We start from the raw sequence: 13051 nt of genomic DNA, 5'->3' as shown, positions 1-13051 counted from the left end.
TTCGTTCCAATGTAGCTCAATTGAGCATCAATTTCAAGAAGCGGTGTCTAGCGTTCAATATCAGTAATTTCCCTTGACCTTCCCATCATGGGAAGCATTACATGAGGTCTCGAAAGGGGAAATCCCATGAACGAGACAGTCAAGACGATCATCCCGGCAGAGCCGATTTCCGTGCCCGTAGAAGGCATGACCTGCGCGTCCTGTGTGCGGCGTGTGGAGGTGGCGGCGGGCAGGGTGCCGGGGGTGGCGGCGAGTTCGGTGAATTTTGCGACGAAGAAGTTGACGGTGGAACCGGCTGACGGGTTTTCTGCAAAGACGCTGGTCGCGGCGGTGAAGAAGATCGGTTACGAGGTCGCGCCTCAGACGATAACGCTGGCCGCGCATAGCCTGAAGGGTGTGGACGATGCCGTGCGGCTGAAAGCTGTGCTCGAGGCTGCCCCGACAACCGTGAATGTGGACGTCAACCTTCAGAGCGGGGCCGTCACCATCGAAAATATTGGCGGCGCGCGGCAGCGTGAGGTGCTGGTGGAAACGGCTCGGCTTGCGGGGTTCACGTTGACCGCTCCGGCGGCCGTTGGCCATGATCACAAAGGGCATGAGCATAGCCACCACGCTGGCGACGAGGCAGCGCTGAAGCGGGATGTCATTCTGGCGGCCATCTTCACCGCGCCGCTGTTCGTGCTGGAAATGGGCGGGCATCTTTATGCGCCCATGCACCACTGGCTGATGGGCGTCATCGAAGCGCAGACGTTGTATTACGTCTATTTCGCGCTGGCGACGGTGGTGATTTTCGGGCCTGGATGGCGCTTCTTGAAGAGCGGTTTTCCGGCACTTGCGCATGGCGCGCCGGAGATGAATTCGCTTGTCGCGATGGGGGTGAGCGCTGCCTATCTCTATTCGTTGGTCACGACATTCGCGCCCGGCCTGCTGCCGGACAATGCCCGGCATGTCTATTACGAGGCAGCGACCGTCATCGTCACGCTGATCCTCATCGGGCGGTTGCTGGAGGCCCGCGCCAGCGGCAAAACGGGCGATGCCATCCGCAAACTGGCGAGCCTTCAGGCCAAGACGGCACGGGTGGAGCGGGGCGGGCAGACGCTGGATATCGCGCCGGAAGAGGTGGTGGTGGGCGACCTCATCATCATTCGCCCCGGCGAGCGTCTGGCCGTGGATGGCGAGGTGGTCGAGGGTGCGTCCTATATCGATGAATCGATGATTTCAGGCGAGCCGGTGCCGGTGGAAAAGACGGTGGGCACGCATGTTACCGGCAGCACCATCAACAAGAACGGCACGCTGAAATTTCGCGCAACCAAGGTCGGGGCCGATACGATGCTGGCGCAGATCATCCGGCTGGTAGAGCAGGCGCAAGGGGCAAAACTGCCGATCCAACTGCTGGTCGACCGTGTGACGGCGTTGTTCGTGCCTGTCGTCATCGCCATCGCGGTGTTGACCTTCATCGCCTGGGCGATGTTCGGGCCGCAGCCTGCCTACACCTTTGCGCTGATCAATGCCGTCGCCGTCCTCATCATCGCCTGCCCCTGCGCCATGGGGCTCGCCACGCCGACATCGATCATGGTCGGCACGGGGCGGGCGGCGCAGCTGGGTGTGCTGTTTCGCAAGGGTGAGGCCTTGCAAGCTTTGCGGTCTGCCGGGATCGTGGTGGTGGACAAGACGGGGACGGTGACGAAGGGCCGACCGGAACTGACGGATTTGCTGGTGGCGGAAGGGTTTGAGCGCTGGGAGGTTTTGAGGCTGGTGGCGGCGGTGGAGAGCAGGTCAGAGCATCCGATTGCGGAGGCAATTGTGCGAGCGGCGCGGGCGGAAGAACCCCTCCCCAACCCCTCCCCACAAGGGGGAGGGGCTAACCCTGCCGTTCGCACTGAGGTTGATACGGTAGCGGTTGAAACTCAGTGGGTGTCGCCTGTTTCTTCTCCCCGTCGGGGAGAAGGTGGCCCGGAGGGCCGGATGAGGGGGCCAGGGTTGAGAGATGCGGAGAGCTTGCCCCCTCATCCGCCTGCCGCGACCTTCTCCCCGGCGGGGAGAAGAACACAAAAAGCGGACTTGCTATCCATATCTGAGCAGCCTGTTGTTTTTGGTGGTAAGGGGGGCTTTGCCGCCACAATCACCAACTTCGAAAGCATCACCGGCTACGGCATCTCCGCCACAGTGGATGGCCATAAAGTGGACGTGGGCGCCGACCGTTTCATGGAAAAGCTTGGTCTGTCCGTCGCACCTTTCGCTGACACAGCACAAAAGCTGGGCGATGAGGGCAAGACGCCGCTTTATGCTGCCATCGACGGCCAATTGGCGGCGGTGATTGCGGTGGCGGACCCGCTGAAACCATCCAGCGTCCATGCCATCAAAGCCTTGAAAGCCATGGGCATCGAAGTGGCGATGGTGACGGGGGATAACGCCCGCACTGCAAAGGCCATCGCAGGCCAAGTGGGCATCGAGAAGGTGGTGGCCGAGGTGCTGCCGGAGGGCAAGGTGCAGGCGATCCATGATCTGCGGCAGGGCGGCAAGACGCTGGCCTTCGTCGGCGATGGCATCAATGATGCACCGGCGCTGGCTGAAGCCGATATCGGTATTGCCATCGGCACCGGCACGGATGTCGCCATTGAAAGTGCCGATGTGGTGCTGGTGGGCGGCGATCTGATGGGCGTGGTCCACGCTATCGAGATGAGCTGCGCCACCATGCGCAATATCCGTCAGAACCTGTTCTGGGCCTTCGGGTACAATGTGGCGCTCATTCCAGTCGCGGCAGGCGCGCTCTATCCGGCCTTCGGCATCATGCTGTCACCCATGGTCGGGGCCGGGGCCATGGCGCTTTCCTCCGTCTTCGTGCTGGGCAACGCTTTGAGATTGAAAACAGCGAAGGTATCGGCATGAACATCGGCCAGGCATCGGAAGCCTCAGGCGTATCGGCCAAGATGATCCGTTATTACGAACAGATTGGCCTGATCACGCCGGCAGCCCGCACGGGTAACAATTACCGGACCTATGGCGAGCAGGACGTGCACAATCTGCGCTTCATCAAGCGCTCCCGAACGCTGGGTTTTTCGCTGGAAGAGACGGAAACCCTGCTGAAACTGTGGCAGGACAAGACCCGAGAAAGTTCGGCGGTGAAAGACATAGCGCTCGCCCATATCGATGATCTCGAACGCAAGATCGCCGAGATGAAAGCCATGGTCAAAACGCTGTCCCATCTCGCCCATTGCTGCGGCGGCGACCACCGGCCCGATTGCCCCATTTTGGATGATCTGGCAGGTATCAACGCTTCAGTCGCACAGAAATAAATCGAAGCAATCCATTTGAAATAAAGAGGAAATTAACATGACGACCACCACCTTCACCGTACCCGACATGACCTGCGGCCATTGCGAAAAAACCGTGCGCGGCGCGCTGGCGGAGGTGCTGCCCGGCGCAGATGTTGACATTGACCTGTCTACGCACAGCGTGACGGTTACTGGCGATGCTGCAACGGCTGAGGCGGCAATGCGGGAGGTGGGGTACAGCCCGGAACGGGTGGAGTAAAGAAAAAGGGTGATCCAAGATCACCCTTTAAAACCATTAGAATTTCTCAATAATTAGACCTCGTCGAACTTCCCGCCTTCGCGGGACGGATTGCGGTCCAAGACCTTTTCTTCGATATCATCAGGCAAAGCGTCGTCGCTTTCCTGGTAGGGGTCGTCGTCGGTTTCAGCTTCTTCTTCCCGCAGTTCCTGCTCGATCTGCTGGGAGAGTTCGCCATCTTCCGGAAGATCGTCAACTTCCACGTCTACGATATCCTGATCTAGGGCATCTTCGTTTTCTGTGAGGGGCTTGCGCGGGTCCATGGTGATGTTCCTATCGGGTTGGGGGAAATAGAGCGGATTTTTGCCGTTACGCCGACTGCGTCGTCATCACCACCACCATTGCAAGGTAGACGACGAAGGCCATGATGCCGACGCCTGCAATGACCATTATGATGCCGCGCCCGGCACGGGTTTTCTCGCCCTTGTTCTCGTTGGCTTCAGATGGAAATAGAATGGGATCGGTTTCCTGAATCTTGGTCACGAAGCTCTCCTCTGGATAGTTTCTGTTACCCAGAGAACGGTGTGGGGTCAGGAATGTTCCTGAGCGCTTACTGTTTTAGCGCCCAGATCGTGGCATGTGCGATGGCTCCGTCGATGCTTTTCAGATGGGCTGCACGCACCGGCTCGAAGCTTTCGATACGCTTCGTGCCGACATAACGGCCATGGTCGGCAAAGACTTCGATGGAGCCGTAATCGAGGAAAATGCGCAGCCGGAAGGGGCGCGCACCCTCGGAAATATAGCGCGGCGAGGGGCCTTCACGACCGTCTTCGTGGCGAATCCACAGGCCCGTTTCATCGCAGACGACGCCGAGTTTGACGCCGGGATGGTCCAGTTCCAGCTCGAAGGGAAGGCCGGGTTTGGTGAGTTCGAACAGCAGTTCCACGGCCCCGGTGGACAGATCGACGCGCTCTCCGGCTGCCAGCCGGGTGCGGTCCAGAATGCGGTGGCGAAGACTTTCCGCAGCGCCGATGGGCGGTGTCAAAAGCGCGCCATGGGAGAAGTGCATGCGGCGCGGCAGGGTCATGGCGGTGGGGAAATCGATTTCCGGCGTGGCATCCGCCCAGTTGGCCAGCCAGCCGATGCCGACGATGGTATCGCCATCCAGAAATGCCTGGAAGGCGTAGTTATCCGTGCCGAAATCCAGTTCCTGGCCGAATTCCTTGACGAAGGTCTTGCCATCGAACCAGCCGACATCGGCCATGGTCAGGTTCTTGCGGCCGGTTGCTGCATCTTCCGAATGCATCAGGCCGTAGGTCAGTACCCACCGTGTTGAGCGGGCATTGGCGGGGCCATCCAGCGGCAGCAGGCAGGGGCATTCGATAGCCGTGGTCTTGTAGCGCGTTTCCACCCACAACTTGCCGACATAGGTCCAGCCGGAGGCTGCGGTCGGGTCCTGCGTCTCATAAAGCAGAATGACGCCGCCGCCATCGCTCTGGCTGCCCAGCAGCATTTTCCATAGGCCATCGGGGCCGCGAACCACGTAAGGGTCGCGGAAATCCGGCGTCAGGCCTTGCCCATCCGGGCGGTGGCCGAGAATGACATCCGCCTGGCCAGCCATGATGAGATCGGACGATGTGGCGGTCAGCTGGATCTGCTGTTCAGGCACGCGGTCCTGCACCTGCTCGGTAAAGAACACGCGGATGCCGGTGCCTTCCACCAGCGGAATGGTAGAGCCGGAATAGGCACCGCCGCGCTTGTCCGGCCGTGTCGTCAGGTCTTCGGAGGGGAAAAGGAAGATCGGAAGGTGCCGCCATCGCAGATAATCTGAGGAGACCGCATGGCCCCAATGCATGGTGTTCCAGCGCAGGCCGTGGGAATAATGCTGATAAAACAGATGCGGACGCCCTTCGAAACGGCCAAAGCCATTAGGATCGTTCATCCAGCCGAAGGGCGGGCGGAAGTGGTAACTATCCGGCAGATCGGGGGCGGCATTATCCGGCTTCGTGTGGACCACGGTTATGCCGGTTTCCAGGACGTCCGATGCAATGAACCAGTACATCACTGAAACGGCTGTCGTTACGGTATCATAGCTCAGCTCGACGCGACCGCCGCCGAAGACCTGATAAATGCGGAAATTATATTCATCGAGATTGGTGGTGGAGACCTCACCGAACTTGCCGTTGTGGTTGGAAAAGGACACCGAACCCGGCTCGTCTTCCTTTTTTGCCTTCAGCCAGATGTGGAACGTGGCATTGACCGGAAGATCGGTTTGTATGGTGCGAATGGCGCTTTCGATCTCTACGGGCAAGGCGGTATCGTTCATTCCACTATCCTTTCGTCTCTATTGCGGTGACAGGATAGCAACGAAAGTGGCAGGTTAAAGTTCAACTGCTTCAAAGTAAGCCGAGATGTCTGCGGCTTGGCGCGTCAGATATGTCTAGAACGCGCCCTTGCCCAAAGAGGCGAACTGGGTTTTGACATCCACAAGAAGACCGTGGAAGTTAAGTGACTTAGGGTCCTTCTCAATAGGGGACCGGGTGGCGGAAACCGCACGCTCTGGCGTTCGACACGTAAAGCAGGTCAGCCCCGCCATTTGCTGTTGAGCGGCACCCGTAACCGGAAAACCCACAGTCAAATCCTGCGACGAGCCCTCCATGGGCCTATAGCCATAACGGGCAAGGCCAACAGGCCGAAAACTCCGGGCCTTCGGTTGCTGAAGGGCTTGCAGCCACGAGATGGCAATGAGCCGCGAGCCTTCAGCAGAGGTATAATGAAGCACGTGTGTTTCCGTAGTCTTTTCAGCACTTTCCGCCGCAAAAATAGCGGTTTGCAACAGTGGCAGAACCGCACAGGCAGCGATTGTTCTCCTAAAGACGGACATCATCATTGGAAAGTCCCCAAGCCGAATCACCCACCCGCCTCATGTGGCAGGTTTTACGAGGGTGCTACGATTGGCGGATAATTTCAATTATAAATAATTTAGTAAGATATTTCGCACGGAAAGCGTTATTAAGATTTATCTAAAAATTGTTGTAAAACAAAAATATCGAGTAGCATGGCGTTGTTTGTGGGTTCGGTTGTATTTTAGGGCTTAGCTACAGAGAATTGAATAAAATCGGACGTCATTAAGCTGTCTGCTCGAGATAGCTACGTACCGCCGAATTGAAGAGACAGGTTCGAAACAAAGGCTTGCGCCTCCACGGCTGGAATATCGCGGCAAACCCGCCCATATAAGGGCAAACAGGGAGAAAACCCGTGATCCATTTTGACAATACCTATGCGCGCCTGCCGGAGCATTTTACGGCTGCTGCCTTGCCGACGCCGGTTGCCGCGCCGTTGTTGATTGCGTTCAACCGCCCGCTGGCTGCGGAGCTCGGGCTCGATCTTGCTGGCGCGGATGATGCGCGTCTGGCGGCGATCTTTTCCGGCAATGTCGTGCCGCCGGGGGCGGAACCTTTGGCGATGGCCTATGCGGGGCATCAGTTCGGCAACTTTGTTCCGAAGCTGGGCGATGGCCGCGCCATTTTGTTGGGTGAAGTGATTGATATCAATGGCAAACGCCGGGATATTCAACTGAAGGGTTCCGGCCCCACGCGCTTCTCACGCCGGGGTGACGGGCGGGCGGCGCTTGGGCCGGTGCTGCGGGAATATATCGTGTCGGAAGCCATGCATGCGCTCGGCATTCCCGCCACCCGCGCGCTTGCGGCAGTGGCGACGGGGGAGCGAGTACAGCGGGAAACCGGTCTGCCCGGAGGTGTGGTAACGCGAGTGGCGGCCAGCCATATTCGCGTCGGCACATTTCAGTTTTTTGCGGCGCGTGAGGACAATGATGCGATAAAAGTGCTGGCTGATTATGTGATCGAGCGGCATTATCCTGAGGCAAAGCAGGCCGAGAAGCCTTATTTCGCCTTGCTGCAAGCCATTGCGGAGCGGCAGCGCGCGCTGGTTTGTCGCTGGTTGATGGTGGGGTTCATCCATGGCGTGATGAATACGGACAATGTCGCTATATCAGGCGAGACCATCGATTTCGGGCCCTGTGCCTTTATGGATGAATATAATCCTAACAAGGTATTCTCCTCCATCGATGCGCAGGGGCGCTATGCCTATAACAGCCAGCCCGGCATTGCCCAGTGGAACATTGCACGGCTGGCGGAATGCCTGCTGCCGCTACTGGATGACGATGCCGACAAGGCGGTGGAACTGGCCAATTCCGTGCTGGCAGAGTTTGCCAGCGATTTCCCCAAACGCTGGCTTTCCGGCATGCGGCAGAAGCTGGGGCTGACGACGCAGGACGATGCTGACGAGCAGTTGGTGCAGGATCTGCTGGGTTTGATGCAGCGAAACGAGGTGGATTTTACGCTGACGTTCCGCAGGCTTTGCGATGCGGCAGACGGCAGCCCCGAGGCGTTTCGCGGCATGTTCACCGATCTTGCGGGTGCGGACGAATGGCTGGCCCGCTGGCGTCAGCGGACATGGCGCGAGAGCGCGACGGAAAGCGGCCGGGCGCAGGCGATGCGGGCGGTGAACCCGGCGGTCATTCCGCGCAATCACCGTATTGAGGAGTTGATTGCGGCTGCGGTGGAGGATGGTGATTTCGAGCCGTTTCATGCGATGGTTCGGGCAACGGCCCGGCCGTTTGATGAGGTGCCGGAGTTTGCGGTTTATATGCAAGCGCCGATGGGGCATGAGCGGGTGTTTCGGACGTTTTGTGGGACGTGAGGATGACGTTGGGCGGAGGCGGGTGTGGCTTACCCCCCTCTGTCCTGCCGGACATCTCCCCCTCAGGTGGGGAGATCGACTCGTGGTTAGCTTTCGATCTTCTCTTAGGTTGAGATTGCGCAGTGTAAGAGCGTCTAGCCGATCTCCCCCCTTGAGGGGGAGATGCCTGGCAAGGCAGAGGGGGGTGAGCCCCGCGCACAACCTGCAATAACTCTACCCCACCTTCGCCAAGCCCTCCCGAGGCGCATAATACTGCCCGAACCGGTTGGCCAGGAAATCCGCCAAGCCGATATCCTCCTGTTTCACAAAGCCTTTATGCGGCAATTTGCCTTGGCTGAGCAAATCCAGAACCGTGGTAATCCCGGCGGCGGTGGTGATCTGGATGGCGCTCATCATGCGGCCGGAGACGGGGCCAGCGTAGACTTTGTGGGCGTAGGTTTCCTGCATGAAGCGGCCAGCCTTGGTGCCGCAGACAGTGACGAAAACGATGACGACATCCTGCATGGTGGCGGGCAGGGCGTTTTCGAACAGGTCTTTCAGCACATCACGGCGGTTGCGCAGGTTGAGGTCGTTGAGCAGTGCCTTCATGATGGAAACGTGGCCGGGATAGCGGATGGTGCGGTAGTTCATGGTGCGCACCTTGCCTTCCAGCGTGGCGGCCAGCGTACCGAGGCCGCCTGATGTGTTGAAGGCCTCGTAGGTCATGCCATCGAGCGAAAATTCCTCTCGTTCCTCCAGTGCAGGCACGGCGGTGAGGCGTCCCTCGACGATGGCTTCGCAGGGCTCGATATATTCGTTGATGAGCCCATCCGTGCTCCAGGTGAGGTTATAATTCAAGGCGTTGGAGGGGTACTGCGGCAGCGCGCCGACGCGCATGCGCACGCTATCCAGCTTGTCGAAACGGGAGGCGAGATCGGCAGCGACAATGGAGATGAAGCCGGGCGCTAGGCCGCATTGCGGGATGAGCGCGCTCTCGGACGTCTCTGCCAGCTTCTTGACCTTGCGGGTGGATTCGACGTCTTCGGTGAGGTCGAGATAATGCGTGCCGACGGCGACTGCAGCTTCGGCAATGCCAGCGGTAAGGTGGAAGGGGGCGGCGGAGAGGACGGCGAATTTGTCCTTTAGCAGTGCCTGCAGGCCGATGCGATCGGTTATATCGAGGATCTCGGTATCGACCCGCTCATGGCTGGGAACGTTGGCGAGTTGGTCTGCGGAGCGGTCTGCGACCGTGACGCGGTAATAGCCTGTCACGGCGAGCATCCATGCGATAGCGGAGCCGATATTGCCCGCGCCGATGATGACGATGTGTTTCATTGTGTTCCCCTTGAGACATGCTTTTGAGGTAATAGGATGCCGCATTTTATAGACGATTCGTAGCTTCACATTGCGCGAAATGGCGCTTATTATTGTGCATATTGCCGAAAGGATTTTGCACAATGCCGATGAGTGAAAAGGACCGGTCGTTGCTCTCGTTGATGGCGGACAATGCCCGCATGCCAGTGGCGGAACTGGCGCGCAAGCTTGGCCTTTCCCGCACCACGGTGCAGGCGCGCATCGAGCGGCTGGAAGCGGACGGGGTGATCGCGGGTTACGGCATCAAATTGTCGGATGCCTATCTTTCCGGGCTGGTGCGGGCGCATGTGCTGATTACCATCGCGCCCAAGGCGCTGGCCGGTGTGACGGCTGCACTGGCGGCCATTAAGGAGGTGACGACGTTGCACTCCGTCAGCGGCAGCTTTGACCTCATCGCTATTTTGACGGCCCCTTCGATTGCTGATTTGGACCGGTTGATCGACGGGATTGGCGCGCTGGATGGGGTGGAGCGGACGCTGTCTTCGGTGATATTGTCGACGCGGATTTCGCGGTGAGGTGGGCTACTCCTCGTAGTCGAAGTCATCTTCGATATCGATGGATGGTGGTGTTTGCTGCCCGTGTCGAACCTTCAGGATGATGATTTCGTCTGGGCGAATCTCATAATCCACCAGATAAGCACCCATGACCACGCGGCGCACACCGGGGAGAGGAAGCTCTTCGGTCTCGTGGCCAATACGCGGAAATTGCGCCAGATTTTGCCGCAACCTCGCAAGGTCATCGCGGAAGTGAGTAGCTGCCTGCGGGCTGCGTTTTCGCAGATAGGCCGCTTCCGATCTGATGTAATCCCGCGCCAGCGGAGAGACGACAAGCTTCACGCCGCAGCGCCCTTTACGATATCATCAACTTCGGCAAGGACGTCATCCAGATCGAAGCTTTCGCCGTTTTCAATCTGCTGGCGGGCTTGGGCGATCTCGATGATTTCTCGGCCTTCCGCAGCGAGATATGTTTTCAACGCACGGACAAAAACCCAGCTTCGAGTCTTGTCGCAAGCTGCTGCGATCTGCTCGATTTCAGCAAGAATATCCTGCGGCAGGCGCATGGTGATGGGGTGCGATAGGTTTCTTTGATCTGACATCGATTTTTCCTCGATTTGTAATACAAAGATAAGATGTTTTCCCGCCGGCGTCAAAGGGTTTATGGGGCGGTCACACTGGGTCGGTACTGCCCCGTTTCGCCTTGAAAAACATCTTCAATCGCTGAATGTCCGGCGCGCTCCAGCCCTGTGGTTGGGTCACTTCCAGCCAGGCGTCGATGTAGTGTTCCGGCGCGTAGACGTGACCGTAGCCCATGGGGGCGGTGGTGGCGGCGGCGACGTCTAGGAGCAGTTGCAGTTCGGTGACGACCGGGAACCAGCGGAAGGAAGTGGACACGTCGCGGCCGCGGGGTTGCTTCATCCATTCAGGGCGGCGGTAGAGGGCGGCGGTTTCGAAGAACGTGATGGGGTCGCTGGCATATTGCAGATAAACGATGCGCATCGGGCCCCACGGCTTATCCGGCATATGGGCGTTGGTGTATTGATCTGCGAAGCGGATGACAGAGGAATCGCGGAATTTGGGCAGCCAGTAGGGTGAGCCGGAGGCGCGGCCTGATGTTGCCATGCGCCATGTGGGGCTGGAAAAGGGCGGGCCGCTCCACAGCGCACCCTGAAAGGGATCTGCCAGCACATCGTAGAGATCGGAGGATTTCTGGCTGTTCAGCGCGCCGAGGCTGAGGCCGTGCAAATAGAGCTTGGGGCGGGTGTCCTTGGGCAGCGTTGTCCAGTAGCCATAGATGGCTTCGAACAGGGCACGGGCGGTTTCCACGCCGTAATCGGGCTCCGTAAGAAGCGCGATCCAGCTGGAGAGGTAGGAATATTGTACGGCGACGGTGGCGACATCGCCATTGTGCAAATATTCAAGCGTATCAATGGCTTCCGGATCGATCCAGCCCGTGCCGGTTGGAGCGACGACGACAAGGGTTTCACGCTCGAAGCCGCCGGTGCGCTTGAGTTCTTCCAGCGCCAGTTTGGCGCGCTCCGCCGGTGTGGCACCGGCATTCAGACCGGCGTAAACGCGGATAGGCTCCATGGCCGGGCGGTTGGTGAAGGCGGAAATCTCTGCACTGTGCGGGCCTGTGGCGATGAATTCGCGACCCCGGCGACCGAGCGATTCCCACGACATGAGCGAGGCCTCACTGCCGGTTTTCATGGGGTCGGAGGGGCGCGGCACATCGGGCTCGATGAGGCTGTCCACCTGTTTCAGCGAGCTATCCATAAACCGCAGGCCGACATCCACCACCAGCCCGTTGAGCAACAGAACGGCGATGACGGCGGCGGCGGCAATGCCGACGACATTGGCCAGCGGGCGCGGCAAAAACCGGCGGCTGCGCAGGGCAAACAGCCGTCGGACGATTTGAAACAGGCGTCCGAAACCGATGAGGAGCGCGGATACGCCGATGGCGATGGCACCGGTTTTGACGCGGTGGGCGCTATCCAGCGGCTCCAGTTCCATCAATGCGCGAATGGAGTTCTGCCATGTTGCCGCCTGCCACAGAAACCCGACCGCCGCGACGATGGCGGCGAGCGAGACGACGAAGAGAACGCCGCGTTTGTCATGTCGCGAGGGCTGCGGCAGGCCGAGATAGATGGCGATATCCTTCAAGAATACGCCGATGAGATAACCAATGGCAAAGGAAAATCCGCACAAAACACCCTGCATGACAAAGGTGCGCGGCAGCAGCGATGGCGTGAGCGAGGCGCAGAGCAGCACCGTGCCAACGACGATGCCCGTGCTGGAAAGCGGCATGACCAAACGCCTGATCCATCTCAAGATTTTGCTTCCTTCACGATTGTTCGGAAACTCACTGTAGTATGGTGGTGATGTGCGTGGAAGGAAGATTGCGGAATAAATTTTGGGATAAATAGGAATTTAATCCTTGACGGCGTTACGGTTGTTTGGTAGTGTTTGGGTATAGTCGGAGAAGTGTGGGTGGCGGGCGTGTTGCCGCGGAAGCGGGTGCGTTTTCTTTCACATTTTTGGGTTGCGGGTGGGGCTTACCCCCCTCTGTCCTGCCGGACATCTCCCCCTCAGGTGGGGAGATCGATCGCGGTGATCTCTCGGCCATCTTGAACGTTGCTTATGAAGCGGTGAGTGCGCCTCTCGCTGATCTCCTCCCTTGAGGGGGAGATGCCTGGAAAGGCAGAGGGGGGGGCTCTTGCGCCAACATTTGACGTTCTCACCAACAGGCAAACCATGACATCCATAATAGACCAAGACCTCTCGCTTTACCGCCAGTGGCCGCAAACGCATGTTAATCCCGCAGTGCTGGAGTTGAAATCCGCGCTGCCGGACAAGACGAGTGACGAGTTGTGGCGGTTGATGAATGAGATGACTGCTGAAATGCGGGAGCAGTTTCGGTTCTTTCGCCAATTGCGAGAAGGGGCGGGGGCGGCGCTGGAGGGGGA

Annotated in this window: 13 protein-coding genes and 1 pseudogene; 6 read left to right on the top strand and 8 right to left on the bottom strand. The window is 58.9% G+C overall.

Annotated elements, in window-relative coordinates:
• Nucleotides 1–126: 126 nt before the first annotated feature.
• Genes DSM25558_RS22000 through DSM25558_RS21990 form a run of 3 tightly spaced genes read left to right on the top strand, consistent with a single transcriptional unit; the run spans nt 127 to nt 3534 of the window.
• Entirely contained in the window at nt 127–2889 is a 2763-nt protein-coding gene (locus tag DSM25558_RS22000; protein WP_077106817.1) for a heavy metal translocating P-type ATPase, read from the top strand.
• Complete coding sequence (gene cueR, locus DSM25558_RS21995; protein WP_077106816.1) at nt 2886–3296, top strand: Cu(I)-responsive transcriptional regulator; 411 nt, start codon at nt 2886–2888, stop codon at nt 3294–3296. The genes DSM25558_RS22000 and cueR overlap by 4 nt, the downstream gene beginning before the upstream one ends.
• Before the next feature lie 37 nt (nt 3297–3333).
• Nucleotides 3334–3534, top strand: a complete 201-nt coding sequence (locus DSM25558_RS21990) for a heavy-metal-associated domain-containing protein (RefSeq protein ID WP_077106815.1) — start codon at nt 3334–3336, stop codon at nt 3532–3534.
• 53 nt (nt 3535–3587) lie between these two features.
• Here the strand turns inward: DSM25558_RS21990 and DSM25558_RS21985 are convergent, their stop codons facing one another.
• The 4 genes from DSM25558_RS21985 to DSM25558_RS21975 all read right to left on the bottom strand — a co-directional run bounded on the left by DSM25558_RS21985 (nt 3588) and on the right by DSM25558_RS21975 (nt 6295).
• Entirely contained in the window at nt 3588–3836 is a 249-nt protein-coding gene (locus tag DSM25558_RS21985; RefSeq protein WP_077106814.1) for a hypothetical protein, read from the bottom strand.
• A 46-nt stretch (nt 3837–3882) separates the two neighbouring features.
• Nucleotides 3883–4056, bottom strand: a complete 174-nt coding sequence (locus DSM25558_RS29065) for a hypothetical protein (RefSeq protein WP_200800788.1) — start codon at nt 4054–4056, stop codon at nt 3883–3885.
• A gap of 67 nt (nt 4057–4123) precedes the next feature.
• Nucleotides 4124–5839: a GH32 C-terminal domain-containing protein gene (locus DSM25558_RS21980; RefSeq protein ID WP_077106813.1), complete on the bottom strand. Its 1716-nt coding sequence runs from the start codon at nt 5837–5839 to the stop codon at nt 4124–4126.
• A 114-nt stretch (nt 5840–5953) separates the two neighbouring features.
• A complete protein-coding gene (locus DSM25558_RS21975) occupies nt 5954–6295 on the bottom strand; it encodes a hypothetical protein (RefSeq protein WP_159442516.1) in 342 nt (113 codons plus the stop codon).
• 479 nt (nt 6296–6774) lie between these two features.
• Between DSM25558_RS21975 and DSM25558_RS21970 the strand changes: the two genes are divergently transcribed.
• Nucleotides 6775–8235, top strand: coding sequence for a protein adenylyltransferase SelO (locus DSM25558_RS21970; RefSeq protein WP_077106868.1), 1461 nt, complete (start codon nt 6775–6777; stop codon nt 8233–8235).
• Nucleotides 8236–8448: 213 nt separating this feature from the next.
• Here the strand turns inward: DSM25558_RS21970 and DSM25558_RS21965 are convergent, their stop codons facing one another.
• The gene (locus DSM25558_RS21965) at nt 8449–9549 is read right to left on the bottom strand and encodes a saccharopine dehydrogenase family protein (protein ID WP_077106811.1); all 1101 of its coding nucleotides are present in this window, start codon (nt 9547–9549) and stop codon (nt 8449–8451) included.
• A 122-nt stretch (nt 9550–9671) separates the two neighbouring features.
• On the opposite strand from DSM25558_RS21965, the gene DSM25558_RS21960 reads away from it, so the two are divergent.
• Nucleotides 9672–10103, top strand: coding sequence for an Lrp/AsnC family transcriptional regulator (locus DSM25558_RS21960; RefSeq protein WP_077106810.1), 432 nt, complete (start codon nt 9672–9674; stop codon nt 10101–10103).
• Between the two features lie 6 nt (nt 10104–10109).
• Here DSM25558_RS21960 and DSM25558_RS21955 read toward each other — a convergent pair whose 3' ends face one another.
• From DSM25558_RS21955 to DSM25558_RS21945, 3 genes are all read right to left on the bottom strand, one after another.
• Entirely contained in the window at nt 10110–10424 is a 315-nt protein-coding gene (locus DSM25558_RS21955; RefSeq protein WP_077106809.1) for a type II toxin-antitoxin system RelE/ParE family toxin, read from the bottom strand.
• Nucleotides 10421–10648, bottom strand: coding sequence for a CopG family ribbon-helix-helix protein (locus DSM25558_RS21950; RefSeq protein WP_083716616.1), 228 nt, complete (start codon nt 10646–10648; stop codon nt 10421–10423). The genes DSM25558_RS21955 and DSM25558_RS21950 overlap by 4 nt, the downstream gene beginning before the upstream one ends.
• A gap of 106 nt (nt 10649–10754) precedes the next feature.
• A complete protein-coding gene (locus DSM25558_RS21945) occupies nt 10755–12392 on the bottom strand; it encodes an alpha/beta hydrolase (protein ID WP_077106807.1) in 1638 nt (545 codons plus the stop codon).
• Nucleotides 12393–12839: 447 nt separating this feature from the next.
• Between DSM25558_RS21945 and DSM25558_RS21940 the strand changes: the two are divergent.
• Nucleotides 12840–13051, top strand: a pseudogene (locus tag DSM25558_RS21940) (hypothetical protein); the annotation flags it as partial.

The organism is Agrobacterium sp. DSM 25558, assembly GCF_900100825.1.
Lineage (GTDB): Bacteria > Pseudomonadota > Alphaproteobacteria > Rhizobiales > Rhizobiaceae > Agrobacterium.
The sequence above is the reverse complement of the archived record's forward strand: the minus strand, read 5'-3'. Positions and strand labels throughout refer to the sequence as shown.

Bases quoted from the DNA above. Each gene is read 5' to 3' on its own strand.
- DSM25558_RS22000 (WP_077106817.1), top strand. From the start codon at position 127: ATGAACGAGACAGTCAAGACGATCATCCCGGCAGAGCCGATTTCCGTG.
- cueR (WP_077106816.1), top strand. From the start codon at position 2,886: ATGAACATCGGCCAGGCATCGGAAGCCTCAGGCGTATCGGCCAAGATG.
- DSM25558_RS21990 (WP_077106815.1), top strand. From the start codon at position 3,334: ATGACGACCACCACCTTCACCGTACCCGACATGACCTGCGGCCATTGC.
- DSM25558_RS21985 (WP_077106814.1), bottom strand. From the start codon at position 3,836: ATGGACCCGCGCAAGCCCCTCACAGAAAACGAAGATGCCCTAGATCAG.
- DSM25558_RS21980 (WP_077106813.1), bottom strand. From the start codon at position 5,839: ATGAACGATACCGCCTTGCCCGTAGAGATCGAAAGCGCCATTCGCACC.
- DSM25558_RS21965 (WP_077106811.1), bottom strand. From the start codon at position 9,549: ATGAAACACATCGTCATCATCGGCGCGGGCAATATCGGCTCCGCTATC.
- DSM25558_RS21960 (WP_077106810.1), top strand. From the start codon at position 9,672: ATGCCGATGAGTGAAAAGGACCGGTCGTTGCTCTCGTTGATGGCGGAC.
- DSM25558_RS21950 (WP_083716616.1), bottom strand. From the start codon at position 10,648: ATGCGCCTGCCGCAGGATATTCTTGCTGAAATCGAGCAGATCGCAGCA.
- DSM25558_RS21945 (WP_077106807.1), bottom strand. From the start codon at position 12,392: ATGCCGCTTTCCAGCACGGGCATCGTCGTTGGCACGGTGCTGCTCTGC.